Annotated in this window: 22 protein-coding genes; 14 read left to right on the top strand and 8 right to left on the bottom strand. The window is 72.7% G+C overall.

Going from position 1 to position 24,098, the window contains the following annotated elements; genetic code table 11:
* The first annotated feature begins 53 nt into the window (after window positions 1–53).
* The 3 genes from ACGFYU_RS13525 to ACGFYU_RS13515 all read left to right on the top strand — a co-directional run bounded on the left by ACGFYU_RS13525 (window position 54) and on the right by ACGFYU_RS13515 (window position 3,950).
* A complete protein-coding gene (locus ACGFYU_RS13525) occupies window positions 54–386 on the top strand; it encodes a hypothetical protein (protein WP_393827432.1) in 333 nt (110 codons plus the stop codon).
* Between the two features lie 92 nt (window positions 387–478).
* Window positions 479–2,125 carry a multicopper oxidase family protein gene (locus tag ACGFYU_RS13520; protein WP_393827431.1) on the top strand — a complete coding sequence of 549 codons (1,647 nt, stop codon included), beginning with the start codon at window positions 479–481 and terminating at the stop codon, window positions 2,123–2,125.
* Window positions 2,126–2,216: 91 nt separating this feature from the next.
* Complete coding sequence (locus ACGFYU_RS13515; RefSeq protein ID WP_393827430.1) at window positions 2,217–3,950, top strand: NAD+ synthase; 1,734 nt, start codon at window positions 2,217–2,219, stop codon at window positions 3,948–3,950.
* Window positions 3,951–4,010: 60 nt separating this feature from the next.
* Here the strand turns inward: ACGFYU_RS13515 and ACGFYU_RS13510 are convergent, their stop codons facing one another.
* A complete protein-coding gene (locus tag ACGFYU_RS13510) occupies window positions 4,011–5,039 on the bottom strand; it encodes an endonuclease/exonuclease/phosphatase family protein (protein WP_393827429.1) in 1,029 nt (342 codons plus the stop codon).
* A gap of 288 nt (window positions 5,040–5,327) precedes the next feature.
* Here ACGFYU_RS13510 and panB point away from each other — a divergent pair, with 288 nt between their 5' ends.
* The 3 genes from panB (at window position 5,328) to ACGFYU_RS13495 (ending at window position 8,152) form a co-directional block, all read left to right on the top strand.
* Window positions 5,328–6,197, top strand: coding sequence for a 3-methyl-2-oxobutanoate hydroxymethyltransferase (gene panB, locus ACGFYU_RS13505; protein WP_393827428.1), 870 nt, complete (start codon window positions 5,328–5,330; stop codon window positions 6,195–6,197).
* 102 nt (window positions 6,198–6,299) lie between these two features.
* On the top strand, window positions 6,300–7,301 hold the full coding sequence (locus ACGFYU_RS13500) for an ATP-binding cassette domain-containing protein (protein WP_393827427.1): 1,002 nt from the start codon (window positions 6,300–6,302) through the stop codon (window positions 7,299–7,301).
* Complete coding sequence (locus ACGFYU_RS13495; RefSeq protein WP_393827426.1) at window positions 7,298–8,152, top strand: ABC transporter permease; 855 nt, start codon at window positions 7,298–7,300, stop codon at window positions 8,150–8,152. The genes ACGFYU_RS13500 and ACGFYU_RS13495 overlap by 4 nt, the downstream gene beginning before the upstream one ends.
* A gap of 70 nt (window positions 8,153–8,222) precedes the next feature.
* Here the strand turns inward: ACGFYU_RS13495 and ACGFYU_RS13490 are convergent, their stop codons facing one another.
* A complete protein-coding gene (locus ACGFYU_RS13490; protein ID WP_393827425.1) occupies window positions 8,223–11,498 on the bottom strand; it encodes an ATP-binding protein in 3,276 nt (1,091 codons plus the stop codon).
* Between the two features lie 73 nt (window positions 11,499–11,571).
* Here ACGFYU_RS13490 and ACGFYU_RS13485 point away from each other — a divergent pair, with 73 nt between their 5' ends.
* A complete protein-coding gene (locus ACGFYU_RS13485) occupies window positions 11,572–12,372 on the top strand; it encodes a site-2 protease family protein (protein WP_393827424.1) in 801 nt (266 codons plus the stop codon).
* Between the two features lie 7 nt (window positions 12,373–12,379).
* On the opposite strand, the gene ACGFYU_RS13480 is transcribed toward ACGFYU_RS13485, so the two are convergent.
* Complete coding sequence (locus tag ACGFYU_RS13480) at window positions 12,380–12,577, bottom strand: hypothetical protein (RefSeq protein ID WP_393827423.1); 198 nt, start codon at window positions 12,575–12,577, stop codon at window positions 12,380–12,382.
* Between the two features lie 89 nt (window positions 12,578–12,666).
* Window positions 12,667–13,371, bottom strand: coding sequence for an NADPH-dependent F420 reductase (gene npdG / locus ACGFYU_RS13475; RefSeq protein ID WP_393827422.1), 705 nt, complete (start codon window positions 13,369–13,371; stop codon window positions 12,667–12,669).
* A gap of 85 nt (window positions 13,372–13,456) precedes the next feature.
* Between npdG and ACGFYU_RS13470 the strand changes: the two genes are divergently transcribed.
* Window positions 13,457–14,062, top strand: coding sequence for a hypothetical protein (locus tag ACGFYU_RS13470; protein WP_393827421.1), 606 nt, complete (start codon window positions 13,457–13,459; stop codon window positions 14,060–14,062).
* A 10-nt stretch (window positions 14,063–14,072) separates the two neighbouring features.
* Here ACGFYU_RS13470 and ACGFYU_RS13465 read toward each other — a convergent pair whose 3' ends face one another.
* Entirely contained in the window at window positions 14,073–14,309 is a 237-nt protein-coding gene (locus ACGFYU_RS13465) for a hypothetical protein (RefSeq protein WP_393827420.1), read from the bottom strand.
* Between the two features lie 72 nt (window positions 14,310–14,381).
* Between ACGFYU_RS13465 and map the strand changes: the two genes are divergently transcribed.
* Window positions 14,382–15,239 carry a type I methionyl aminopeptidase gene (map, locus tag ACGFYU_RS13460; RefSeq protein WP_393827419.1) on the top strand — a complete coding sequence of 286 codons (858 nt, stop codon included), beginning with the start codon at window positions 14,382–14,384 and terminating at the stop codon, window positions 15,237–15,239.
* Between the two features lie 128 nt (window positions 15,240–15,367).
* Window positions 15,368–16,015, top strand: coding sequence for a heme oxygenase (biliverdin-producing) (locus ACGFYU_RS13455; protein ID WP_393827418.1), 648 nt, complete (start codon window positions 15,368–15,370; stop codon window positions 16,013–16,015).
* On the opposite strand, the gene ACGFYU_RS13450 is transcribed toward ACGFYU_RS13455, so the two are convergent.
* From ACGFYU_RS13450 to ACGFYU_RS13440, 3 genes are all read right to left on the bottom strand, one after another.
* Window positions 16,005–16,688 (bottom strand): PhzF family phenazine biosynthesis protein, encoded by a 684-nt coding sequence (locus ACGFYU_RS13450; protein ID WP_393827417.1) that lies wholly within the window; start codon window positions 16,686–16,688, stop codon window positions 16,005–16,007. The genes ACGFYU_RS13455 and ACGFYU_RS13450 overlap by 11 nt on opposite strands.
* A 7-nt stretch (window positions 16,689–16,695) precedes the next feature.
* On the bottom strand, window positions 16,696–18,075 hold the full coding sequence (locus ACGFYU_RS13445; protein WP_393827416.1) for an HtaA domain-containing protein: 1,380 nt from the start codon (window positions 18,073–18,075) through the stop codon (window positions 16,696–16,698).
* Between the two features lie 89 nt (window positions 18,076–18,164).
* Window positions 18,165–19,652: an HtaA domain-containing protein gene (locus tag ACGFYU_RS13440; RefSeq protein WP_393827415.1), complete on the bottom strand. Its 1,488-nt coding sequence runs from the start codon at window positions 19,650–19,652 to the stop codon at window positions 18,165–18,167.
* A 113-nt stretch (window positions 19,653–19,765) separates the two neighbouring features.
* Here ACGFYU_RS13440 and ACGFYU_RS13435 point away from each other — a divergent pair, with 113 nt between their 5' ends.
* The 4 genes from ACGFYU_RS13435 to efeO all read left to right on the top strand — a co-directional run bounded on the left by ACGFYU_RS13435 (window position 19,766) and on the right by efeO (window position 24,084).
* Window positions 19,766–20,773 carry a hemin ABC transporter substrate-binding protein gene (locus tag ACGFYU_RS13435; protein WP_393827414.1) on the top strand — a complete coding sequence of 336 codons (1,008 nt, stop codon included), beginning with the start codon at window positions 19,766–19,768 and terminating at the stop codon, window positions 20,771–20,773.
* Window position 20,774: 1 nt separating this feature from the next.
* Complete coding sequence (locus ACGFYU_RS13430) at window positions 20,775–21,869, top strand: FecCD family ABC transporter permease (protein WP_393827413.1); 1,095 nt, start codon at window positions 20,775–20,777, stop codon at window positions 21,867–21,869.
* A gap of 17 nt (window positions 21,870–21,886) precedes the next feature.
* The gene (locus ACGFYU_RS13425) at window positions 21,887–22,753 is read left to right on the top strand and encodes a heme ABC transporter ATP-binding protein (protein WP_393827484.1); all 867 of its coding nucleotides are present in this window, start codon (window positions 21,887–21,889) and stop codon (window positions 22,751–22,753) included.
* A gap of 176 nt (window positions 22,754–22,929) precedes the next feature.
* Window positions 22,930–24,084: an iron uptake system protein EfeO gene (gene efeO / locus ACGFYU_RS13420; protein ID WP_393827412.1), complete on the top strand. Its 1,155-nt coding sequence runs from the start codon at window positions 22,930–22,932 to the stop codon at window positions 24,082–24,084.
* Window positions 24,085–24,098: the final 14 nt, after the last annotated feature.

Raw genomic sequence — 24,098 nt, 5'->3', positions numbered from 1 at the left:
AGACCGGGGGTCGCTCCTCTGATCGGATACCCACCCCGGGTAGGGTTCCGATCATGACGCGCAGTGACCGGCGAGCCGCCCCGTGGCCCCGGCTGCTCCTGCTGTTCGCCGCGCTGCTGCTCGGCGTCGTCACCCTGCACACCGTGGGCCGTCCGGCCGGGTCCCACACCCTGGTAGACGTGCCCGCGGGCCATTCCGTTGCCCGGTCCCCGGCACCGGCCGCCGAGGGCGGCGAGCCGGCCCCCGGCCTGGCCGTGCTCGAAGAGACCGGCCTGCCGGGCCTCGGCGCCGGACCCACCGGCTCCCGCGATACCGCGCCGCTCGGGGGCGCGGCCCGCGTTCCGGGCCGGTCCGGCGCAGTCCGGCCGACGGTGCTCCGGATATAGGACCTGCCCCGCCGCCGCCCCGCAGGCCGTGGGGCGGCGGCCCCGCGCGCCGCCCATCCGCCCGTGCCACGACACCCGCGAGGTGCTCCCCCATGCCCGCTCTCCCCTCCCGACTCCCCTCCCGCCGATCCGTGCTCGGCCGGGCCGCCTCCGCTGCCGCCGCCGTCGCCGGTGCCGGGCTCCTCACCGGCTGCGGCACCTCGTTCGGCGGGCGCTCCGGCCCCGAGCTGCCCGACGCCGCCGGCCGGGGCCACGGGGGCATGCACCACGGCGGTGCCGCCGCCGATGTGGCCGGCTACGTCGACCCCGCCGGCCCCGAGGTCAAGGCCGCCGAGGCCGCCCGCAAGGCCACCGGCCCGGTCACCGAGGTCAAGCTCACCGCCACCGCCACCACGCTCGGCTTCGGGGCCGGGCACTCCGTCCGCTCCTGGGCGTACGGCGACCACCTGCCCGGCGAGGAGGTCCGGGTCACCGCGGGCGGCACCCTCGCCCTCACCCTGGCCAACAACCTCCCGGAGGCCACCTCCCTGCACTGGCACGGCATCGCGCTGCGCAACGACATGGACGGGGTCCCGGGACTGACCCAGCGGGACATCGCCGCGGGCGGCTCGTTCGCGTACCGGTTCGCCGTCACGCACCCGGGGACGTACTGGTTCCACCCGCACACCGGCGTGCAGCAGGACCGCGGGCTGTACGCGCCGCTCATCGTCGAGGACCCGAAGGAGCCCCTCTCGTACGACAAGGAGTGGGTGGTGGTCCTGGACGACTGGATCGACGGGGTCGACGGCACCACTCCGGACGCCGTCCTCGCGGCGCTCCGCAAGCGCGCGAACCCGCAGGCCCACGGCGCGCACGGCCGGGCCCCCAGCCCGAGCCCCAGCCCGAAGCCCAGTGCCGCCGGCAAGCCCCCGCGTCTCCTCGTGGGCGCCGACAGCGACATCCTCGGCGAGGAGGCGGGCGACGTCGCCTACCCCTACTACCTGGTCAACGGCCGGGTCGGGGAGGACCCGTCCGTCTTCACCGCGAGCCCCGGCGACCGGATCCGGCTGCGCATCATCAACGCCGGCGGCGACACGGCGTTCCGGCTGTGCCTCGGCGGCCACGAACTGACGGTCACCCACGCGGACGGCTTCCCGGTGGAGCACGCGAAGACGAACTCGCTGCTGCTGGGGATGGGCGAGCGCTACGACGTCCTGGTCACGGCCAAGGACGGGGTGTTCCCGCTCACCGCGCTCGCCGAGGGCAAGGGGCAGTCGGCCCTCGCGGTGCTGCGCACAGGGGCGGGGACGGCGCCGACCCCGGCTACCCGGCCGACCGAGCTGGACGGGCAGCCGCTGATGGCGGACGCGCTCAAGCCGGCGGAGTCGGCCGCGCTGGCCCCGCGCGAGCCGGACCGTACGGTACAGCTCCGGCTGACCGGCTCCATGGCCCGGTACAACTGGGCCTTCAACGGCACGCCGTACACCCCGGACCAGCGGCACCCGGTGAAGGCGGGCGAACGGGTCCGGGTGGAGTACGCCAACGCCACGCCGATGTGGCACCCGGTCCACCTGCACGGCCACACCTTCGCCCTGGGCGGCGAGGCCGGCGGGGCCCGCAAGGACACCGCGATCCTGCTGCCGGGCCAGAGGCTGACGGTGGAGTTCGACGCGGACAACCCGGGGCTGTGGATGACCCACTGCCACAACATCTACCACTCGGAATCCGGGATGATGACGGTCCTCGGCTACCAGCTCTGACGCCCGTTCCACGGGGTGGAAGAAGCGCGGCCCAGGACATCGCGTCAGAAAGACGATTACACTGGGCCGCGTGCCTCAACTACGCCTCGCTATGAATCAGATCGACTCGCGCGTCGGCGACATCACCGCCAACGCGGACTCGGTCGTCCACTGGACCCGGCACTCCGCCGAGCAGGGCGCCCACCTGGTGGCGTTCCCGGAGATGATGCTGACCGGGTACCCCGTCGAGGACCTCGCCCTGCGCGGGTCCTTCGTCGAGGCCTCCCGCACCGCGCTGCGCGAGCTCGCGGCGCGCCTCGCGGCCGAAGGCCTCGGCGAACTGCCCGTCGTCGTCGGCTACCTCGACCGGACCGAGAAGGCCGCGCCCCGGCTCGGCCGCCCGGCCGGCTCCCCGGAGAACGCGGCCGCCGTGCTGCACCGCGGCGAGGTGGTGCTGCGCTTCGCCAAGCACCACCTCCCCAACTACGGAGTCTTCGACGAGTTCCGGTACTTCGTTCCGGGCGACACCCAGCCGGTGATCCGGGTGCACGGCGTCGACGTGGCCCTGGCCATCTGCGAGGACCTCTGGCAGGAGGGCGGCCGCGTCCCCGCCACCCGCTCCGCCGGGGCCGGGCTGCTGATCTCGATCAACGCCTCCCCGTACGAGCGCAACAAGGACGACCTGCGCCTGGAACTGGTGCGCAAGCGTGCCCAGGAGGCCGGCTGCACCCTGGCCTACCTGGCCATGATCGGCGGCCAGGACGAGCTGGTCTTCGACGGCGACTCGATCGTGGTCGACGGCGGCGGTGAGGTCATCGCCCGCGCTCCGCAGTTCTCCGAGGGCTGCGTGCTCGTCGACCTCGACCTGCCGGCCGCGCTCGCCGACGCGCCCGAGGGCGTGGTGGACGACGGGCTGCGCATCGACCGCGTGGTCCTGTCCGAGGAGCCGGTGGCCCCGTACGAGCCGGTCGTCACGGGCGGGTACGCCGATCGCCTCGACGACGACGAGGAGATCTACGACGCGCTCGTCGTGGGCCTGCGCGCGTACGTCAAGAAGAACGGATTCCGCTCCGTCCTGATCGGGCTCTCCGGAGGCATCGACTCCGCGCTCGTCGCGGCCATCGCCTGCGACGCGATCGGCGCGCAGAACGTCTACGGCGTCTCGATGCCCTCGAAGTACTCCTCGGACCACTCCAAGGGCGACGCGGCCGAACTGGCCGAGCGGACCGGCCTGAACTTCCGGACCGTGCCGATCGAGCCGATGTTCGACGCCTACATGGGCTCGCTGGGCCTGACCGGGCTGGCCGAGGAGAACCTCCAGTCCCGGCTGCGCGGCACCATGCTGATGGCGGTCTCCAACCAGGAGGGACACATCGTGCTGGCCCCGGGCAACAAGTCCGAGCTGGCCGTCGGCTATTCCACCCTGTACGGCGACTCGGTCGGCGCCTACGGCCCGATCAAGGACGTCTACAAGACGGACATCTTCCGGCTGGCCCGGTACCGCAACCGGGCGGCGGCCGAGCGCGGCGAGACCCCGCCGATCCCGGAGAACTCCATCGTGAAACCGCCGAGCGCCGAGCTGCGCCCCGGCCAGGTGGACACGGACTCGCTGCCGGACTACCCGGTGCTCGACGCGATCCTGGAGCTGTACGTGGACCGCGACCAGGGCCTGGAGGCGATCGTCGCGGCGGGCTTCGACCGCGAGCTGGTGGCCAGGACCATTCGGCTGGTGGACACGGCGGAGTACAAGCGCCGCCAGTACCCGCCGGGCACCAAGATCTCCGCGAAGGGCTTCGGCAAGGACCGCCGGCTGCCGATCACGAACGGCTGGCGCGAGCACGCGTAGGTCAAGGGGGAGGGGGCCTCGCCGCTGATGCGGCGGGGCCCCCTCCCCCCTTGCGTGCCGCTACTTCTTCACCGTCAGCCGCGCGGCGATCGGCAGGTGGTCGCTGCCCGTGCGCGCGAGGGTCCAGGAGGCCTCCGGCTTCATGCCGCGGACCATGATCTGGTCGATGCGGGCCATCGGGAACTGGGCCGGCCAGCTGAAGCCGAAGCCGTCGCCCGCCGCGCCCTGCGTGGAGCGCATCTGCGAGGTGACCTCGGACAGGGAGCGGTCGTTCATCGTGCCGTTCAGGTCGCCGAGCAGCAGGACCTTCCGCAGCGGTTCGGCGGCGAGCGCGGCCCCGAGGGCGTCGGCGCTGTTGTCGCGCTGGTTGGCGGTGAAGCCGGCGTTCAGCTTGACCCGGACCGAGGGCAGGTGGGCGACGTAGACGCCGATGTCCCCCTCCGGGGTGGCCACGGTGGTGCGCATGGCGCGGGTCCAGCCCATCTTGATGTCCACGGGCCGGCTGGAGGTCAGCGGGTACTTGCTCCACACGCCCACCGTGCCCTCGACCGCGTGGTACTTGTACGTGTCCGCCAGGGCGTTCTCGTAGATCGGGACGGCGCTCCCCTTGAGCTCGGTCAGGGCCAGTACGTCGGCCCCCGACTTCGCCATGGACCTGGCGGTGCCGCTCGGATCGGGGTTGTCGGCGTCGACGTTGTGGGTGGCGACCATGAGGTTGCCGCCGGAGCCGGATTTGTCGGTGACCAGTCCCCCGAACAGGTTCACCCAGACCGCGCCCGTCAGCAGTATCGCGATGAGCGCGCTCGCCGACCTGCGGTAGACGGCGGCCGCCAGCAGGACCGGGACGGCCAGGCCCAGCCAGGGCAGGAAGGTCTCGGTGAGGCTGCCGAGGTTGCCCACGTCGTTGGGCAGCTCCGCGTGGAAGATCATGACCAGCGAGATCAGCACGGCGAGCCCCGCCAGGACGAGCCCGCGGCGCCAGATCCCGCGGTCCCCTCTCAGCTCGGCCAGCCGGCGCCGGAAGCGGGATCCGGAGGGCTCGTGCTCCGAGCCGCCGTTCCCCTTTTCCGTCAGATACGCCTGTGCCATGCCGCTGCCCTCACTGCCGTGCTCGCGCTCCGTCCCCGCCCCTTGACCCTAGGCGATGTACGGAGCCTTCCGTGCGCTACGTCACGGCCGCCTGTTACGGCCGTACGTCCGGGAGGACGAACGGCCGTACACCAGGGGTTCCGCTTGTCACGAAACGCGCACATTGGCGCGCGCGGGCCGGGCGCGCCCCCCGGGGCACTTCCGCCGCGGGCCCGGCGGATGCCACCATGGTGGGTGAGTCCGGGGACACCGTAAGGGTGCCTCGAGATGACACAAGGAGCAGTTGCAATGACGCATGCCGTTTCGCCTGCCCGCGAACCCGCGCACAAGGCCTCCCCCACCTTGTACGGAGGCACGGGCACCCGGCGCATCACCGTCCGCGACCTGACCCTCGCCAAGGAACGCGGCGAGAAGTGGCCCATGCTCACCGCCTACGACGCGATGACCGCGTCCGTGTTCGACGAGGCCGGCATCCCGGTGATCCTCGTCGGCGACTCCATGGGCAACTGCCACCTCGGCTACGACTCCACCGTCCCGGTGACGATGGACCAGATGACCATGCTGTCGGCGGCCGTCGTACGCGGCACCAGCCGCGCCCTCGTGATCGGCGACATGCCGTTCGGCTCGTACCAGGAAGGCGCCGTACAGGCGCTGCGCAGCGCCACCCGGCTGGTCAAGGAGGCGGGCGTCGGAGCGGTCAAGCTGGAGGGCGGCGAGCGCTCGCTGCACCAGACCGAGCTGATCGTGCAGGCCGGCATCCCCGTCATGTCCCACCTGGGCCTGACCCCGCAGTCCGTCAACGCCATGGGCTACCGGGTGCAGGGGCGCGGCGACGAGGCCGCGCACCAGCTGCTGCGCGACGCCAAGGCCGCGCAGGACGCGGGTGCCTTCGCGGTCGTGCTGGAGCTGGTTCCGGCCGAGCTGGCCGCCGAGGTCACCCGGTCCCTGCACATTCCGACGGTCGGCATCGGCGCGGGCGCGGAGTGCGACGCGCAGGTGCTGGTGTGGACCGACATGATGGGCCTGACCGGCGGGAAGATGCCGAAGTTCGTCAAGCAGTACGCACAGCTCCGCCAGACCATGGGCGACGCGGCGAAGGCCTTCGCCGAGGACGTGGTCGGCGGAACGTTCCCGCTGGAGGAGCACGCCTTCCACTGAGCCGTGACGACGGCTCGGTGAAACAGTGACCGACAGCCCGCCGACAGCGCGTCGGCGGGCTGTCGGTCGTTTGTCGGCGGGTTGTCAGTGGCGCCTGGTCCCATGGTGGACATGACGCGAAACGACAAGAACCGCAACGCCGTAGAGGTACGGGGGCTGGTCAAGCACTACGGCGACACCAAGGCCCTGGACGGTGTCGACCTGGACGTCCGCGAGGGCACCGTCCTCGGGGTCCTCGGACCCAACGGAGCCGGCAAGACCACCCTCGTGCGCTGCCTGTCCACCCTGATCACCCCGGACGCCGGAACGGCGACGGTCGCGGGCTACGACGTGGTCCGCCAGCCGCGGCAGCTGCGCCGCACCATAGGCCTCACCGGGCAGTACGCCTCGGTCGACGAGAAGCTCTCCGGCTGGGAGAACCTCTACATGATCGGCCGCCTGCTCGACCTGTCCCGCAAGGACGCCCGCCTGCGCGCCGACGAGATGCTGGAGCGCTTCTCCCTGACCGAGGCGGCCAAGAAGGCCGCCATGAACTACTCCGGCGGCATGCGCCGTCGCCTCGACCTCGCCGCCTCGCTCATCGGCAACCCGGCCGTGCTCTACCTGGACGAGCCGACCACCGGCCTGGACCCCCGTACCCGCAACGAGGTGTGGGACGAGGTCCAGCGGCTGGTCGCCGAGGGCGCCACCGTCCTGCTCACCACCCAGTACATGGAGGAGGCCGAGCAGCTCGCCAGCGAGCTGACGGTCATCGACCGCGGCAAGGTCATCGCCACGGGCAAGGTCGACGAGCTCAAGTCCCGGGTCGGCGGCCGCACCCTGCGGATCCGCCCCGTGGACGCCTCGGACCTGCCGGGCATGGCCCGCGCGCTGGCCGAGGCCGGGCTCGACGGGGTGGCCGGCTCGCAGGCCGTGCCGGACGAGGGGGTGCTGCTGGTGCCGATCCTCAGCGACGGGCAGCTGACCGCCGTCGTCGGCCTGCTGGCGGCCCGCGGGTACGCGATCGCCGACCTCGGCACCTACCTGCCCAGCCTCGACGAGGTGTTCCTCTCCATCACCGGCCAGAAGCCCACCATCGAGACCCCCGAGGAGGTCGCGGCATGAGCACCGCAACCACGACGAAGCCGGCCGACACCCCGGCCGCCCCGGCCGCCGGCGCGGCCGCCGCGACCGGCGAGGGCCGGATCGGGCTGCGGGCCAACCTGCGGCACATCGGCGCCCTGGTGCGCCGCAACGCGCTGCAGATCAAGCAGGACCCGGAGTCGATGTTCGACGTCCTGTTCATGCCGATCATCTTCACGCTGCTGTTCGTGTTCGTCTTCGGCGGCGCGATCTCCGGCAAGGGCAACCAGGGCGAGTACGTCAACTACGTGGTCCCGGGCCTGATGGCGATGATGGGCATGAACATCGCGATGGGCGTCGGCACCGGCGTCAACGACGACTTCAAGAAGGGCGTGATGGACCGGTTCCGGTCCATGCCCATCGCCCGGTCCTCGGTGCTCATCGCCAAGATCGTGGTCGAGCTCGGCCGGATGATGGTCGCCATCGCGATCCTGCTCGGCATGGGCTTCATCCTCGGCCTGTCGATCAAGACCTCGGTGCTCGACCTGCTCCTGTCGATCGGTCTGTCCGCGGTCTTCGGCGCCTCGCTGATGTGGATCTTCATCCTGCTCGGTCTGACCATGAAGACCGCCCAGGCCGTCCAGGGCATGGCGATGATCGTCCTGATGCCGCTGCAGTTCGGCAGCTCGATCTTCGCCCCGCCGTCCACGATGCCGGGCTGGCTGCAGTCCTTCACCGACTACAACCCGCTGTCGAACCTGGCCGACGCGGCCCGCGCCCTGATCAACGGGACGCCGATCGGCAACTCGGTGTGGATCACGCTGGCCTGGTCGCTCGCCATCACGGCGGTCACCATGCCGATCGCGGTCCGCAAGTTCCGCCAGAAGACCTGATCCGGCTCGGATCGCTGTGGATCGGTCCGTTCGGATCGCGTCCCGGACGGACCCCTTCCCGGGGACCGGATCAGACGAGGGCGGTGGCCTCCTCCAGGGTGAGGCCGCCGCCTTCGGCGTACGCCGCCTCGTAGCCGGCGTCGCCGAGCGCGGCCCGTGCCAGCTCCTCGGCCCGGGCCATGTCCGCGCGCTCGGTGCTGACCATGAAGTGCGCGGGCGGCACGTGGGCCCGGTAGGCACCGATCAGCCGCGCGGCGTCGTACGCCTGCCGCGGGCCGCCGAGCGAGGCGCGGGAGACGGCGGCCGACAGCAGGAACATGGCGGGCAGGTGCGGGCCGACCATCACCGCGAGCGGGTCCCGGGCGGCGGCCGTCGCCTCGCGGTTCCGCGCCAGCGCCTCCTCGTACCGGCCGTCCTGGTTCTCCAGCCAGGCCAGCGTGGCGAGCAGGAACACGTCGAAGACGGCGAACGCGCCGAAGGCGAACTCCTCGCGCAGCAGCCGGATCTGGACCCGGGCCTCGGGGATCCGGCCGGTGCGGCCGAGGATGTTGGCGAGGAACATGCGGGCGGCGGGCATGGCCTCGTTGCCGTACTGCTGCACCGCGGCGACGATCTCGGAGAGGATCTCCTCTGCCTCCTCCATCCGGCCGTGCTCGATGAGGGTGCCGGCCATGCGGACCCGGAGCACCGTCACCTGGGCCTTGGCGCCGAGGCGTTCGGCGTGCTCGATCGCCGCGCGGAAGTCCTGGGCGGCCAGGGCGAACTCGCCGCGCCTCTCATGGGACTCGGCGCGGGCGGACAGCGCCTCGGCGCAGCCCCAGTCGTCGCCGAGCTCGCGGAAGAGGGCGTGGCTCTCGTCGGCGTCGCGGGAGGCGTCGCCTGCCCAGTCGGCGCGGTTGGCGAGGATGTTGGCGCGCAGCTGGAGGGCCGAGGCGAGCTCCCAGCGGTAGCCGAGCTCGCGGGCGGTGTCGACGGTCGCGTCGACGACCTTCTTGAGCAGTCCGGGGTCGCCCGCGATCATGACGGCGTAGATCCAGAGGGAGGACGGGGTCCGGCAGGTCTGCGGGAGCCCCGGCCGGTAGGTGGCGAGCACTCCGTCGACCCGGGCCCGCACCTCCGGGCTGTTCCAGTCGGAGTTGGTCTGGTCGCGGGCGGCCAGCCGGACCAGGTGGAGGGCGCGCCAGGCCTCGGCGAGCTGTTCGCCGCTGTAGGGCGGGGGCGTGTCGACGAGCCGCTCGTACACGGGCTCGGCCGGGACGAAGGGCGGCAGGAAGGGATCGGGGCCGAGGGCCGCGGCCGCCTCGGACCAGTGCCGGGACTCGGCGCGCAGGTCGTGCATGTGCCAGTACCAGCCCAGGGAGTGGACCAGGCAGAGCACTTCGCCGGCGTCGCGGGCGGCGACGGCCCGGCGCAGGGCGGTACGTACGTTCTCGTACTCGGTGGCGAGCCGGTCGGCCGCGGCGCGCTGGCCGTGGCCGCGCAGCAGGGGCTCGGAGGTGCGGGCGAGTTCGCGGTAGTGGACGAGGTGGCGTCGCTCGGTGTCCTCGCGGTCGCCGCCGGCCTCGGCCAGGCGCTCCGCGGCGTACTCGGCGACGGTCTCCAGGAGGCGGTAGCGCATGCCGGAGCCGTCGGGGCCGGGGGCGGCCACGACCAGGGACTTGTCGACGAGGGAGCCGAGCACGTCGGGGACGTCGAGGCCGGTCCCGCCCGCGCAGACCGCTTCGGCGGCGGCGAGGTCGCAGCCGCCGGCGAAGACGGACAGCCGGGCGAGGACGGTGCGTTCGGGCTCGTCAAGGAGGTCCCAGGACCAGTCGACGACGGCGCGCAGGGTCTGCTGGCGGGGCAGGACGGTCCGGGAGCCGCTGGTCAGGAGCCGGAAGCGGTCGTCGAGCCGGTCGGCGATCTGGCGCGGGGTGAGCAGGCGCAGGCGGGCTGCGGCCAGCTCGATGGCGAGGGGCAGGCCGTCGAGGCGGCGGCAGATCTCGGCGCAGGCGGCCGGGTCGTCGGCGGCGGCGAACCCGGGCCGGGCGGCGGCCCCGCGGTCGGCCAGGAGCCGCAGCGCGACGGGGTCGGGCAGCGGCTCCACCGGGCGCAGCAACTCCCCCGGCACCCCGAGGGGTTCGCGGCTGGTGGCGAGGATCTGCACGCCGGGGCAGCGGGCGAGGACCTCCTCGGCGAGCTCGGCGGCCGCCCCGATGACGTGCTCGCAGTTGTCGAGGAGGAGCAGCATGCGCCGCCGGGCGGCGTGCTCGACGAGCCGTTCCACGGGGTCGCCGCCGGTGCGGTCGGTCAGCGCCCGCAGCTCCTCGGCGGCCGCGCCGCGCAGTTTGGTCTCCCGCGCGCCGAGGGCGGCGAGCACGGCCTCGGGCACGTCCTCCGGGTCGTCCACGGGGGCCAGTTCGACGAGCCACACCCCGTCGGGCCAGCCGCCCGCGGCGTGCGCCTCGGCGGCCTCCTGCGAGAGCCGCGTCTTCCCCGCCCCACCCGGCCCGAGCAGGGTGACGAGCCGCGCCCGGCCGAGGTCCTCGCCGATGACGCGGATGTCCTCCTCCCGCCCGACGAAAGTGGTGAGCCGGGCCCGCAGGTTCCCCCGTGCCGACGGACTCGGCACGGGGGCGGCCGGGGATGCGGGTGCGGGCGGGGCGAGGAGCTCGGCGTGCAGGGCGCGGAGGGCGGGGCCCGGGTCGGCGCCCAGGCCGGCGGCCAGGGTGCGGCGGACCTCGTCATAGGCGGCCAGGGCCTCGGCGGGGCGGCCGGCGCCGCGCAGGGCCTGGATGCGCAGGGCCTGGAGGGGCTCGTCCAGCGGGTGCTGCGCGCACAGCGCGGTCAGCTCCGGCAGGGCCTGCTCGGCTCCGCCCAGGGCCAGGGCCGCCGTGAGCCGGCCCCGGCGCGCGTCCGCCCGTACGGCATCCCAGCGCGCGGCCTCGGCGGCCGGGTCCGGGAGGTCCGCCAGCGCCGGCCCGCGCCACAGGGCGAGGGCCTCGTCGTACAGGGCGGCCGCCTCGGCCGGGTCCGGGGCCTCGCCCGCGGCCCGGGCCAGCCGCTCGAAGCGGTACAGGTCGACGTCCTCCCGCTCGGCGGCCAGCAGGTAGCCGCCCTCCACGGAGCGCACGGCCTCGTGCCCCAGCGCCCGCCGCAGCCGCGCGACCAGCGCCTGCAGGGCGGCCACCGCGTCGGCCGGCGGGTCCGCGTCCCAGACCTCGGCGACCAACAGGTGCGCCGGGACCGCCCGCCCCGGCCGCAGCGCGAGCGCCGTCAGCAGCGCCCGCAGGCGCGCTCCGCCGACGGCGACGGGGGTCCCGTCGCCGCGCATGGCCTGGGTGTTGCCGAGAATCGCGTAACGCACCGGCCCATTGTCCCCGGCCGCACGCCCGACCCCGACCCGATTTCCCGTCCCCGCCCGGGATAGGTTTCGCCGCATGGGTCACCAGGGCAGCCGCGGTGAGCGGCAGATCAGTTCCGTATTCCTCGGCATCGTCGCCGTCATGGCGGTCACCGGCTGGGCGGTGTGGACCGGGTACTCGACGAGCACCGGGCTCGCGGTGTTCCTCTTCGTGACCTCGGCGTGGATCGTCTCCCTCTGCCTCCACGAGTACGCGCACGCCCGCACGGCCCTGCACAGCGGCGACCTCACGGTCGGCGCCAAGGGCTACCTCACCCTCAACCCCCTCAAGTACACGCACGCGCTGCTCAGCATCATCCTGCCGGTGATCTTCGTGATCCTGGGCGGTCTCGGCCTGCCCGGCGGCGCGGTGTACATCGAGCGCGACCGGATCCAGGGCCGCTGGAAGCACAGCCTCATCTCGGCGGCGGGCCCGCTGACCAACGTGGCCTTCGCCGTCGTGTGCACGGCCCCCTTCTGGCTTGACGCCCTCGACGGCGTCCCGCAGGCCTTCCGCTTCGCGCTGGCCTTCCTCGCCCTGCTCCAGGTCTCGGCGGCGATCCTGAACTTCCTGCCGGTACCGGGCCTCGACGGCTACGGGGTGATCGAGCCCTGGCTGTCGTACCGGGTCCGCCGCGAGGTGGCCCCGCTGGCACCGTTCGGCCTGATCGCGGTCTTCGCCCTCCTGTGGATCCCGGAGGTCAACGCGTTCTTCTTCGACGTGGTGCGCGACGTGCTGTCCGGGCTGGGCGTGTCCGACCTGGAGACCTACTGCGGCCGCGACCTCTACCGCTTCTGGCAGGACGCCAACGGCTTCTGCGCGATCCCGCAGCGGTAAGGCGGTCTCAGGCGGCGGCGCCGGGCCCGGAGGCGGCTGCCTTCTCGGCCTTCGCCTTGCGCATGTAGTACCAGGCCATGTTGGACGTGAGCCCCGCCAGCAGCACCCAGATGATCCCGAGGAAGCTGCCCTCCACGAAGGCGACGACGGCCGCGGCCACCGCAAGGACGCAGACGACAACGGCGAAGACGGCAAGGCGGGGCATGGGAAGAGCTCCTCGGGGACACGGAACGGGGTCGAGCCCCTCCAGTGTCCCCCATGCCCCGCAGTGCTCCCGTAAAGACCGCGGGGAGGTCAGACGTCCGTGATGCGGAGGCCCGCGTGGGCCTTGTAGCGGCGGTTCGTGGAGATCAGGTTGGCCACCAGGGACTCGACCTGGTGGGCGTTGCGCAGGCGGCCGGCGAAGACGCCGCGCATGCCCGGGATGCGGGCGGCCAGGGCCTGGACGATGTCCGTGTCCGCGCGGGCTTCGCCGAGGACCATCACGTCGGTGTCGATCTCGTCGATCGACTCGTCCTGGAGGAGGACCGCCGAGAGGTGGTGGAAGGCCGCCGTGACGCGGGAGTCCGGGAGCAGGGCGGCGGCCTGCTGGGCGGCGCTGCCCTCCTCGACCTGGAGGGCGTACGCGCCCTGCTTGTCGAAGCCGAGCGGGTTCACGCAGTCGACCACGAGCTTGCCCGCGAGGTCCTCGCGGAGGGCTTCGAGGGTCTTGGCGTGGCCCTCCCACGGCACCGCGATGATGACGATGTCGCTGCGGCGCGCGCACTCGGCGTTGTCGGCGCCCTCCACGCCGAGGCCCAGTTCGTCGGCCGCGGTCCGCGCGCGGTCGGCGGCCCGGGAGCCGATGATCACCTTCTGCCCGGCCCGGGCCAGCCGGTAGGCGAGGCCGCGCCCCTGGTCGCCGGTGCCGCCGAGGACGCCGACGACGAGCCCGGACACGTCGGGGAGGTCCCACGGGTCCTTGGCCGGCGGCTTCTGCGTGTTGTCTGAGGAAGTCATGGGGGCGAGAGTACTGCCGAGTAGTCAACAGCCGAAGGGGCGCGAACCGCTCCCCTATGTCCCTTCCATGCGGCAGGATGCCGATATGGATGCCGTGAGGGTCGCGCTGCTGCGCGAGGTGCTCGCCGGTACGCAGTGGCCGGGGGCCGCGCGCCGGTTCGCCGGGGCGTTGCGGCGGTCGGTGGTGCCGGCCGGTGGGAATCTGCTGCTGGTGGGGACCGAGCAGTACGAGCCCTGGCATCTGGCGGCGCACCTGGTGGACGAGGCCGCCTGGTCGGGGCTGCCGGAGCTGGCGCCCACGCTCGTACGCCACCGCGTGCTGCCCGGGGAGCCGCCGCACCTGTCGGTGGGGCTGGGCAGGCTGGAGGCGGCCCGGCGCGGGCACACCCTGCTGGTGGTGGCTCCGGAGGAGCCGGGCGAGGGGCTGCTGGAGCGGGTGCACGACGCCCGTCGCGCGGGGGCGACCGTACTGTCGCTGGACGGCGGGGATCCGGATCTGCGGACGCTCGCGCACGACGCGCTGTCGGTGGCGGAGGGCACCGCCGAGCTGGACCTGGACACCGTGCAGCACCTGGTCAGCGCGGCGGCCGGGGAGAACAGCCTGCCGGTGCAGCGCGGGCCGCGCCGCTTCCGGGACCGGCTGGCGCGGCTGGCCGATCAGCTGACCGCCCCGCCGCCCAGTCGCTGGTAGGCGCCCGTCCCTACGACGCCGTGCCTTCCTCGTCCTCGCGGGTCTTGTCGTTCCACTTCGGGTCGTTCTGCCATTCGAGGTTGCGCTCCTGCGCCGTCTCCATGGCGTGGGACGCCTCCTCCCGCGTCCCGTAAGGGCCGAAACGGTCCTTCGCCGGGCACTCGGGGCCTTCCTCGACCTTCTGGTGGACCAGGCAGTAGTACCACTCGCCCGGTTTGCCCACCTGGCGCTTCTTGAACAGGGCCATCGCTGTCGGGCTCCTCTCGATACCGCTCTCTGCCGCCATGCTGCCCCATCCCCGCTGGATACACTCGCTTGCATGTCTGGCCAGTCGCTGCTCGTACCAGGCGAGCTTTCTCCCGTCCGTTCCGTTCCCGGAAACATCCGCCGGCCCGAGTACGTGGGCAAGTCCGCGCCCACCCCGTACACCGGACCGGAGGTGCAGTCGGCCGAGACCATCGAGGCCATGCGCATCGCCGGCCGGATCGCCGCCCAGGCGATGGAAGAGGCCGCCAAGCTGATCGCCCCGGGGGTGACCACCGACGAGCTGGACCGGGTCGCGCACGAGTACATGTGCGACCACGGCGCCTACCCGTCGACGCTGGGCTACCGGGGCTTCCCCAAGTCCCTGTGCTCCTCGGTCAACGAGGTCATCTGTCACGGCATCCCCGACTCCACCGTCCTGCGCGACGGCGACATCGTGAACCTCGACGTGACCGCGTACATCGGCGGTGTCCACGGCGACAACAACGCCACCTACCTGTGCGGGGAGGTGGACGAGGAGTCGCGGCTACTGGTGGAGCGGACGCGCGAGGCGCTGAACCGGGCCATCAAGGCGGTGAAGCCGGGCCGCCAGATCAACATCATCGGCCGGGTCATCGAGTCGTACGCGAAGCGCTTCGGCTATGGCGTGGTCCGGGACTTCACCGGCCACGGCATCAACTCCTCCTTCCACTCCGGCCTGATCATCCCGCACTACGACAGCCCGCACGCCACCACCGTCATCGAGCCCGGGATGACCTTCACCATCGAGCCCATGCTGACCCTGGGCACGCACGAGTACGACATGTGGGCGGACGGCTGGACGGTCGTCACGAAGGACCGCAAGCGGACGGCGCAGTTCGAGCACACGCTGGTGGTGACGGACAGCGGGGCGGACGTCCTGACCCTGCCGTAGCCCGTAGCCCGGGCGCAGTTTTTACCGACAAGGCGTCGGGAACACATTGACTTAGGCATACCTAAGTAGGAGGATCGGGTGTGGCGGCACGTCCGCCACGCCTGTTCCCCCTTTTCTGGAGGTCAGTCTTGGACGCCTTCTCCACGGTCATCCGCGTCGCTTCGCACGAGCAGCACACCGAGGCGGAGACGTCGACCTTCATGAGCGACCTGCTGGGCGGCCGGCTCGGCGTGGACGCGTACACGCGCTACACCGAGCAGCTGTGGTTCGTGTACCGGGCCCTGGAGGACGCGGCCGAGTCCCTCAAGGACGACCCGGTCGCCGGACCCTTCATCCGGCCCGAGCTGATGCGCGTCGGCGAGATCGAGCGGGACCTGGTCCACCTGCTGGGCCCGGAGTGGCGCGAGAGCGTGGCGGCGCTGCCCGCGACCGAGGCGTACGCAGCCCGGGTGGCGCAGTGCGCGGCCGAATGGCCCGGCGGATACGTGGCCCACCACTACACCCGCTACCTGGGCGACCTCTCCGGCGGCCAGATCATCCGCGACAAGGCGGAGCGGACCTGGGGCTTCGAGCGCAAGGGCGACGGCGTCCGCTTCTACGTCTTCGCGGACATCTCCAACCCGGCGGCCTTCAAGCGGACCTACCGCCAGCTGCTCGACGCGATCGCCGCGGACGACCTGGAGAAGCAGCGCATCATCGACGAGTGCAAGCGTGCCTTCGACTTCAACGGCGCGGTCTTCCGCGAGCTGGGCGAACAGTTCCCGCTCAGCGCGTAGCTCCTCCGGGGTGTGCCGCGAAGCGGACGCGGCCGCCGATCTCGACCGTGCCGTCGGGGCCGGGGGCGGTGAGGATCTGCGAGCCGGCGCCCTGGGTGATGTTCAGGGCGCGGTTCAGCTCCGCGGTCAGCAGGATCGCCGCCGAGCCGGTGGCCTCGTCCTCCGCGATGACCCCGTCGGCACGGCGCGGAAAGCCGCGGGCCCGTACCCGGCCCGCGGCCTCGTCCTCCCAGGCCCACGCGTACAGCCAGCCCTCGCCCGGCGGCGGGGCGGGCAGCGCCTCGACCTCGGCGACGCTCCCGTACTGCTCGGTGCGCTTGCCCTCGACCCATTCGGCGCGGGCCGTGATCCAGGTGAACTCCCCGTCGTCACGGGCCCATACGGATCCGGCGGGCGGTTGGAGCTCCTCGATGTCCAGCAGCCAGGCGAGCCCGACCAGCGGGTGCCCGGCGAAGGACATCCGCGTACCGGGCGTACGGATGTCGACGACCCCGCGCTCGGGGTCGTCGACGAACACCGTCTCGCTGTAGCCCAGTTCGGCGGCCAGCGCCTGCCGGGACGCGTCGTCGGGGCAGGTGCGGCCGTCGCGTACGACACCGAGCAGGTTGCCGAACCGGCCGTCGGCCGCGCAGAAGACCCTCAACACGTCGAGATCGTTCACGCGGGCATTCAAGCACGGCTCAGAGCTGCGGGGTGCGCCGCCTGCGGGCGAGCCAGACCGCGCCCGCACCGGCGGCGATGACCGAGCCGGAGGTGGCGAGCAGCGCCCCGGCCGGGATCTCGGCGCCGGTCGCGGCGAGGTTGCCGCCGACGGTGGCGGCGGTGACGCCCGTACCACCCGTACCGCCCGTGGTCGTGGTGCCGGCGCCCGTCGTCGGGAGGGCGGCGTCCTTGTCCACCGCCACGGAGAGGCTGACGGGGTCGATCGGGTCGCCCGCCTTGTACATCGAGCCGGTGGTGCCGTTGGCGAAGGCGGCCGCGCCCTCGGCGGTGAAGGCGGCGGGCACGGCGTTCAGCGCCAGTACGCCGCCCGTGGTCCTGTAGTCGGTCTTCGACAGGTCGAGCGTGGCGAAGGGGACGGTGCCCGCGTACAGGGTTCCGGTCTTGCCGGTGGCCTCGACGCGGAGGTCGCCGATCGTCATGTCGAGGCCGTGGGCCGCGTACTGGAAGTGGAGGTTCCCCTCGAAGGAGGCGTTCAGCTTCTGCTTCTTGACGTCCAGCTCGCCCTTGCCGAAGGCGAAGTCGAAGAGCTCGCCGTTCTTGGCGGCCCCGCCGGCCGGGGTGATGGTGCCCGCGCTCAGCACGTACCTGCGGAAGGACTCCTTCACGCCCCACGTCAGCTTGCCGCTGAGGATCTTCTGCGGGCCGTCGGCCGGGGCCGTGGGCTTCGTGGTGGGCGCGGTCTTCGACGGGGTGGGGGCCGGGGTCGTCTTCGTCCCGGTCGGTGTCGGCTTCGGCGGCGTCGGCTGCTCGAACTCCAGCTTCGCGGTCAGCGGGTCGCCCGCCTTGTTCTCGTACGAGGCCGAACCGAGCGCGTCCGCCGCCTCCTTGGTGAGCGTGGTCGCCAGTCCGGTCATCGACTGGCCGGCGAAGGCCACCGTGGCCAGCGGCACGTCCTCGGCCGTGGCGCCGCCCTTGGTGACGTCCGCGGTGAGCTTCTTGGTGCCGGTGTCGATACGGAAGTCCGAGAGCTTGACCTCGAAGCCGTGCCCGGTCGGTGGGGCGGGCGAGGAGAAGGTGACGCTGCCCTTGAAGGCCGCCTTCACCACGTGCCCGCCGGCCGGGTCGTACTGGCCGGTCGGCTCACCGAAGCGCAGGCTGCCGTCCTCGTTCTGCCGGGCGCCGTCGGCCACGGTGATGGAGCCCTTGGCCATGCCGGTGACGTACGCGCGGTAGCTCGCCAGCACGCCCCAGTCGAGGGTGCCGCCGGTGATCTTCAGCGGCCCGGCCGGGGCGCCGCCGCCCGCGGCGGTCGCGGGCAGGGCCAGGACGGTGGTGCCGAGGGCGGCGGCGGTCAGGACGGCGGCCGCGAGGGCCATCGGGCGGTGGTGGGACAGCATGGCTGGCACTCCTGAGGGGAGGGGAGGGGAGGGGAGGGGAGGGGAGGGGAGGGGAGGGGAAGTGGTCTGTCGAGGGCGATGGCCAACGGCTAGCGCGGCGCGTCGGCAGCCTGGCCGCCCGCATCGGCGCCGCCCTCGCCGGCGGCGCCACCACCGTCAGCGGAAGCGGCATCGTCGGCGGCGCCACCAGCAGCGGCAGCCGTGCTACCGGCATCGGCAGCGGTAGTGGTCGTGCGGCGTGTACGGACGGCCAGGAAGGTGGCGCCGCCGGCCAGGGCCAGGAGGGCCACGGCCAGGGCGGCGTACAGCCCGGCGTTCGAGGACTCCCCCGCCGTCCCCTGGGACAGGGTCGGCGCGGGAGACGCGCTCGCGGGCGGGGCCGTGGAGCCCAGATCGGGCAGGGCCGGCAGCTTCGCACCGGCGTCGAGGGCGATGGCGAGCGAGACGGGATCCATCTCGGTACCCGGCTTGTACATGGAGTTGAAGGCCTGCGATCCGCCCTCCGTCAGGAGGGCCGTGGCTTCGGTCAGCGTGGCCAGCCCGCCCTCGGTCTTCATCCCCTTGGCGTCGAACTCCACCAGCGCGACGGCGTTCTTCGTCGCCTGCCCGCCGGCCGTGACATCGGCGGACAGCACGCCCCTGCCGTTCTCCACCTTGACGCTCACCTTGCCGAGCTTCAGGTCCAGATGGGCGCCGGTGAACTGGACGGTGCCCGCGAAGGCGGCGTCAAGGGTGCCCTTCGCGCCGTCGTACGACCCCTTGCCCTGCGGGAAGCGGAACAGCGCCCCGCCGTCCCGGGCCCCTTCGGCAAGGATCCACTTGCCCTGCTCCACGGAGCCCGTCACGTACTCGCGGAAGGTGCGCCGCACGCCCCAGTCGACGGCGGCTTCGACGAACGCGCCCTGCGCCTGCGGCGTCGCGGCCGTGGCGCTCACCGTCGGCGAGGGCTCCGCGGCCGGGGCCGTCTTGACGTCGGCTGACAGTGAGACCGGGTCGAGCTGCGCACCGGCCGCGTAGTAGCCGGCGAAGGCCTGGGCGCCCTCCTCCGTCAGCGTCGCCGGGACATTGGAGAGGACGATCGGGCTGCCGCCGCCCTTCATGTCGACGCCGCCGAGACCCAGCGTGGCGAAGGGCACCTGGGACCGGCTGGTGACGGCACCCGTGTCCTTGGCCTTGCTGGAGACGTCCGCGTACAGGGTCCCCTTGCCGCCGCCGATCCGGACGGTGGGCCGGCTGACGGACATCTCCAACTCGTAGACGCCGTCGGACTTCTGATGGCCCTGGAAGGTCACCCCACCCGCGTACGAGGCCTCGAAGGCGCCGGAGTCCGGGTCGTACGAGCCGGCCGCCGAATGGAAGCGGAACAGGCTCCCGCCGACCGTGGCGGCTCCGCTCTTCAGCTGGAAACCGCCTTTCGCCGCCGGCCCGGTGACATAACTCTGGAACGACGATTTGATGCCCCAGTCCAGACGACCCCCCTGCACGGTGCCCGCCCGGGCGACGGTGGCCGGGAGCAGGGCCCCCAGCAGAGCCGCCAACAGGGCGGCGGCGAAGGCGCGGACAGGTCGTGCGGGCATGAATGCCCCCTCCAGGTCTAGCAAGCAAGGTTAGGCTAACCTAAGCTATGCCTGGCCGGGTTCGGAACCCCCGGTCTCCAGAACCCCAGTCGGACGATCAGGACGGTGCCTTCGTGCCTACGCCCGCCGCGTCACACCGCGTCACCCGTCTCGCCCTTGCCGTGGCAGCACTGGCACTCGCGCTGACGGGCTGCGGAGGTACGGCCACCACCCCGCGCGCATCCGCCCCCGCCACCGTCGACCGGGTCGAGCCCCTCACCCCGTCGCCGCTGCCCGCCCTGCCCGTCACGGTGCCCTCGGCCGACGGCAACCGGGTCACGGTCGCCTCGGCGGACCGGGTCGTCCCCCTGACCGGCAGCCTCAACGAGATCGTCCACACCCTGGGGCTCGGCCCGCAGGTCGTCGCCCGGGACATCACCGCCACCTTCGAACAGGCCGCACGGCTCCCCGTGGTGACCCGGGGTCACGAGGTCTCCGCCGAAAGCGTCCTGTCGCTGCGCCCCACGCTCGTCCTCGCGGAGACCACCAGCGGCCCCGCCGAGGCGATCCAGCAGATCCGCGACGCGGGCATCCCCGTCCTCGTCGTGGCCCCGGCCAAGTCCCTGGACGACGTACCGAAGCGCATCGACGCGGTCGCCGCCGCCCTCGGCGTCAAGGACGCGGGCGACCGGCTGAACCAGCGCACCGCGGACCGCATCGCGGCCGCCCGCAAGGCCATCCCCACCACCTCGGGCAAGAAGCCCCGCGTGGCCTTCCTCTACCTGCGCGGCACGGCCTCGGTCTACCTCCTGGGCGGCTCCGACTCCGGCGCCGCCTCCCTCCTGGAGGCGGCCGGCGCGGTCGACACCGGCAAGGAGTCCGGCCTGGGCAAGGACTTCACCCCGATCACCAGCGAGGCCCTGGCGGCCGCCGCCCCCGACGCGATCCTGGTCATGTCCAAGGGCCTCGAATCCGTCGGCGGCACCGACGGCCTGATCAAGATCCCGGGCGTCGCCCAGACCCCGGCCGGCCTGGACCGCCGCGTGGTCACCGTCGACGACGGCATCCTCCTCAACTACGGCCCCCGCACCGACCAGGTCCTGACCTCCCTGATCACCCAGCTCTACGGCAAGGCCACCTGACATGACCGTCCAGAATCCAGCCCCGCCGGCGCTCGAGGCGCGGGGTGTGGGGCGGAGCCCCGCGCGGCGCAGCCGCACGGCCCTCGTCCTGACCGCCGTTCTCGTCGCCGCCCTGCTGCTCCTCGCCCTGGTCTCCGCCGGGACCGGGGCCTACGACATCCCCCTCGGGGACGTACTCGCCTCCGCCCAGCACCGCATGGGCCTCGGCGGCACCCCCCTCGACCGCGTCGGGGAGAGCGTCCTGTGGAACGTACGGCTGCCGCGCGTCGCGCTCGCGCTGCTCGTCGGCGCGAGCCTGGGGTGTGCGGGGGCCCTGATGCAGGGCGTGTTCGGCAACCCCCTCGCCGAGCCCGGCGTCATCGGCATCTCGGCGGGCGCCGCCGTCGGCGCCGTCGCCGCCATCGGCCTGGGCCTCACCTTCCTCGGCAACTGGACCGTCACCGCCTGCGCCTTCGCCGCCGGCCTGTTCACCGTCGGCTCCGTCTACTTCCTCTCCCGCAACAACGGCAGGACCGAGGTCGTCACCCTCATCCTCACCGGCATCGCCGTGAACGCCTTCGCCGGCGCCCTCATCGGCCTGTTCGTCTTCTTCGCGGACAGCGGCCAGGTCAACCAGATCACCTTCTGGCAGCTCGGCTCGCTCGCCCAGGCCACCTGGCCCAAGGTGCTCGCCGTCCTGCCCTGCGCCCTCGCCGGCCTGCTCGTCGCCCCCTTCCACGCCCGCCGGCTCGACCTCCTCGCGCTCGGCGAACGCCCCGCCCGCCACCTCGGCATCGACGTGGAGCGGCTCCGCCTGGCCCTCATCCTGGTCGTGGCGCTGCTCACCGCCGCCGCCGTGGCCGTGGCCGGCGTCATCACCTTCGTCGGCCTGCTCGTCCCGCACCTGCTGCGCATGGCGGGCGGCCCCGGCCACCGCTTCCTGGTCCCCGGCAGCGCCCTCGCCGGCGCCGTCGTCCTGGTCGCGGGAGATCTGGCGGCCCGTACCGTCGCCCAGCCCGCCGAACTGCCGCTGGGCGTACTGACCGCCCTGCTCGGCAGCCCGTTCTTCTTCTGGCTCCTGCGCCGTACGCGCCGCAAGCAGGGAGGTTGGGCGTGACCAGCAGGCTGACCGGGCTGCTCTCCCGGAACAGGCGGACCGTCCCGGCCCGTCCCGCGCCCGGGGCGGCCCTCGCCGAGACCCTGGACCTCCACGTCCGGCTCGGCGCCCGCGAGGTCCTCTCCGGCATCGACCTGACCGCCCGCTCCGGCGAGGTGCTGGCCCTCGTCGGCCCGAACGGCGCCGGCAAGTCCACCCTGCTGGCCGCGCTCGCCGCCGACCTGCCCGCCGCCTCCGGAGAGGTACGGATCGACGGCCGCGCGGTGGCCGGATGGGGCGCCCGCGACCTCGCGCTGCGCCGCTCCGTACTCCCCCAGACGGCGGCACTCTCCTTCCCCTTTCCGGTGGAGGACGTCGTACGGATGGGCCGCGCCCCCTGGGCCGGCACCCCCCTCGCCGATGCCGACGACGAGGCGGTGGCCGCCGCCATGGCCGCCACCGAGGTCACCGGCTTCGCCGCGCGCCCCTTCTCCGCCCTCTCCGGCGGCGAGCGCGCCCGGGTCGCGCTGGCCCGCGTACTGGCCCAGCGGGCCCCGCTGCTCCTGCTCGACGAGCCCACCGCCGCCCTCGACCTGCGCCACCAGGAACTCGTCCTGCGGATCTGCCGCGAGCGGGCCGCGGCCGGGGACGCGGTGGTCGTCGTCCTGCACGACCTGGGGCTGGCCGCCGCCTACGCGGACCGGGCCGCCGTCCTGCACGACGGGCGGATCGCCGCGGACGGCCCGCCGTCCGAGGTGTTCGAGGACGCTCTGCTCAGCCGGGTCTACCGACAGCCGGTGGAGGTCCTCCCGCACCCGCGCACCGGCGCTCCGCTTGTGCTCCCCGTACGCGGCGAAGGCCGTCCCACCGTACGGAACGGTCACATCGACTTGACCTCCGCTTGACCCTCCCATGGGGTCGTCATGAGGGTGCCGTGACGGCCCCGTGTCCGGCGCCGCGAGGTGAGAGCTGAATCACTGGACGAGTGGGTATGGGTCAGGTAAGCCTCGGTTAAGTTAGGTCCGCCTCACCGGCCCTCCCCCCTGGGACGGGCCCCACGTCCGACGCCCAGGAGCCCCCTATGCGCCCCGCCCGCCTCACCGTCATCGCCGCCGCCTCCGTCGCGGCGGCTCTGACCGCCGTCACCGGCTGCTCCCAGAAGAGCGACGCGGGCGGCGCCGGCGCGATCAAGGTGGCGGCCTCCGACAGCGCCTGCGAGGTGTCGAAGACCGAGTTCCCGGCCGGCAAGGTGCAGATCGACGTCGAGAACAAGGGCTCCAAGGTCACCGAGGTCTACGTCCTCTTCCCGGACGCCCGCATCGTGACCGAGCGCGAGAACATCGGCCCCGGCACCAAGGCCTCCATCACCGCCGAGATCAAGGCGGGCGAGTACGAGATCGTCTGCAAGCCCGGCATGAAGGGCGACGGCATCAGCCAGAAGGTCAAGGCCACCGGCAAGGGCGCAGCCGAGGAGAAGCGCAGCCCCGAGGCCGACGCCGCGGTCGCCGCCTACCGCGCGTACGTGGTCCAGCAGGCCGAGGAGACCCTCCCCAAGGCGCAGGCCTTCGCGGACGCCGTCAAGGCCGGCGACATCGAGACGGCGAAGAAGCTGTACGCCGCCTCCCGCATCGGCTGGGAGCGCACCGAGCCGGTCGCCGAGTCCTTCGGTGACATCGACCCGAAGGTCGACGTCCGCGAGGACGGCCTGGAGGCCGGCCAGGACCCGGCGAAGGACTGGACGGGCTGGCACCGCCTGGAGAAGTCCCTGTGGGCCGACAACAAGATCGACGAGAACGACAAGAAGCTCGCCGACACCCTGATCGCGGACCTGACCGACTGGCAGAAGAAGGTCGGCACGGCGGAGATCACCCCCTCCTCGATGGCCAACGGCGCCAAGGAGCTCCTCGACGAGGTCGCCTCCGGCAAGGTCACGGGCGAGGAGGAGCGCTACTCCCACACCGACCTGGTCGACTTCAAGGCCAACGTGGAGGGCGCGCAGAAGGCGTACGAGCTGCTCAAGCCGCTCGCCTCGAAGAACGACCCCGAGCTCGCCAAGCAGCTCGACACCCAGTTCGCGGCGATGAACACGCTGCTGGACAAGTACCGCGCCGACAAGGCCTCCTACGACTTCACCTCCTACGACAAGGTCGGCGAGGCGGAGCGCAAGGAGCTCTCGGACGGCGTCAGCGCCCTCGGCGAGCCGCTCTCCAAGCTCGCCGCCGCGGTCACCAAGTAACGAGCAGAGTCGAA

This window comes from Streptomyces sp. NPDC048337 (assembly GCF_043201175.1).
Lineage (GTDB): Bacteria > Actinomycetota > Actinomycetes > Streptomycetales > Streptomycetaceae > Streptomyces.
Note: the sequence above shows the minus strand (reverse complement) of the source record. Positions and strands in the feature narration are given on the sequence as shown.